Origin of the sequence: Staphylococcus auricularis (genome assembly GCF_051172115.1) — a bacterium.
GTDB lineage: Bacteria > Bacillota > Bacilli > Staphylococcales > Staphylococcaceae > Staphylococcus > Staphylococcus auricularis_A.
The window spans coordinates 1-1,797 of the sequence record NZ_JBPIZN010000013.1; the positions used below are offsets into that span (position 1 = coordinate 1).

The 1,797-nt window shown below is 28.2% G+C and carries 1 protein-coding gene and 2 pseudogenes; 1 reads left to right on the forward strand and 2 read right to left on the reverse strand.

Annotation, left to right across the window (positions count from 1 at the left end):
* The first annotated feature begins 219 nt into the window (after positions 1–219).
* Positions 220–507, forward strand: coding sequence for an SdpI family protein (locus ACSBRB_RS10555; protein ID WP_259339451.1), 288 nt, complete (start codon positions 220–222; stop codon positions 505–507).
* Positions 508–1,271: 764 nt separating this feature from the next.
* Here ACSBRB_RS10555 and ACSBRB_RS10560 read toward each other — a convergent pair.
* Both ACSBRB_RS10560 and ACSBRB_RS10565 read right to left on the reverse strand, forming a co-directional pair.
* A pseudogene (locus ACSBRB_RS10560) lies at positions 1,272–1,565 on the reverse strand (protein rep); the annotation flags it as partial.
* A 16-nt stretch (positions 1,566–1,581) separates the two neighbouring features.
* A pseudogene (locus tag ACSBRB_RS10565) lies at positions 1,582–1,731 on the reverse strand (replication initiator protein A); the annotation flags it as partial.
* Positions 1,732–1,797: the final 66 nt, after the last annotated feature.

The window sequence follows — 1,797 nt, forward strand, 5'->3', positions numbered from 1 at the left end:
ATCATGCTAGCAAGTTAAGCGAACACTGACATGATAAATTAGTGGTTAGCTATATTTTTTTACTTTGCAACAGAACCATAAATCCTTTACTAAATCATGTTTTTAGTTAAACTTTAGTTTAATCAAAAAAAGAAAAAGCTCATTTCAAAAACATAAAAAAGGATGTCATCAATGCTTTTATTACCTTCAAGTATTTTTATGATTTTACTAGGAGAATTAATGATTAAAAACCCTCCTGAAAATATAAATCACTTCTATGGTTTTCGAACAAAGAAATCAATGAAAACACAAAAAAATTGGAATAAAGCACAAATAATTTGTGGAAAATATACAAAACAAATTTTTAGATATAGTCTTTATATTTCTTTAATACTTATAGTTTTAGATATATATTCTTTAATAACAAAAAAAGAAAATATAATACTATACTCTACCATCATACAAAGTGTAACTCTCTGTATTTTCCTCTTATACATGATTATCAAAACCAATAAAAAACTAGACTAATCAAAAACTAGTATTCATTTCTCACTTTATATTTTTATATTTTTAACTTCTTTTCAGATTCTCTGCTAAGAGCATAAGGGGACACAATGCCACTACGTGTCACTCAGCATAGCTGAGGTGTCTTCTTATGCTTTATACATTTCTTTTAAGCCATGTTAAAACCAAACAGAGCATAAACCTAAGCCACATGATCCACTTTTAAAATGTATAACCTGTATAAAAGTTTCCCGGCATCGTCAGAACTTGTATTCAGATTCTTTACAAGTCACTTATATCAACGTTTATAAAATTATAGATTCTGATAGATTCTAAAAAACAGCTTATAGATTCTATAATCAACTTTATTTTTTGACTTTATACATTCTCATACATGCTTTATTTTGAATTTTAAGGGGGCATTTTAAAGAATTAGGGGTAAATCATATAGTTTTATATCCAAAAACTGATATATGCTCTTAAAACGCAAATATGAGCCAAATAAATATATTTCGATTTCACAAAATGATTTTTTCTAAAAACCAGTGTCGATTTTTAAGACACTGCCCAGTTACATGCAAATTTAAAAATTGGCATGTAAAGTGGGTAAACGTGCCGTTTAATCGCATAGTTCCTGCAGGGGCTAAAAAAGCTTTTTTACTTAACATCGACTTGACGATAAGTAAAGAATTATCAAAAGCAAAACACTATTAAACCAATAATATTTAATAATAAAAAAACTGACCTCAATCAGAAACTATGTATTGTGATTGAGGTCAGTTTTTTTATTATTTTTTGATGTAGTAGTTTTGTTTTTGATAATTCCATATTGCCATGATTGAGTGTGCTTTTTGTTCTTCTTCTGTTGTCTTTTCGTCTGATGTATTAATTAAGTTCCCGTCTTCTGAGTCATCTAAATTTAAAATTTTATGTTTTTGTTTGAGTAAATCACCGTAGCTTAGCATACGTTTTCTGTATAAACCTTTTTCTAAGTCTTTGACTATTTCTTGGTTTTTTTCTTGATTACTTGTTAGAAAGTCTGATGATTTAACACTATATTTTGATGTTTCTTTGATTGCTGCAAGCTTATTTAATTTATTAATTAAAAATATTATATTTCGTCATATTTTGTCTTCTCATATCGGCTGAATAAAGTTCTTCAAGTTCACTTAAAATCGTCCTCATTAAGTACCCTTGCATCGAAATGATCGTTTCCTTTTGGCCTTTAACACCTCTAGGTTCTGTTGCAAAGTAAAAAAATATAGCTAACCACTAATTTATCATGTCAGTGTTCGCTTAACTTGCTAGCATGAT

Excerpts from the sequence above, each read along its gene's own strand:
- ACSBRB_RS10555 (WP_259339451.1), top strand. The coding sequence starts at position 220 with ATGATTAAAAACCCTCCTGAAAATATAAATCACTTCTATGGTTTTCGA.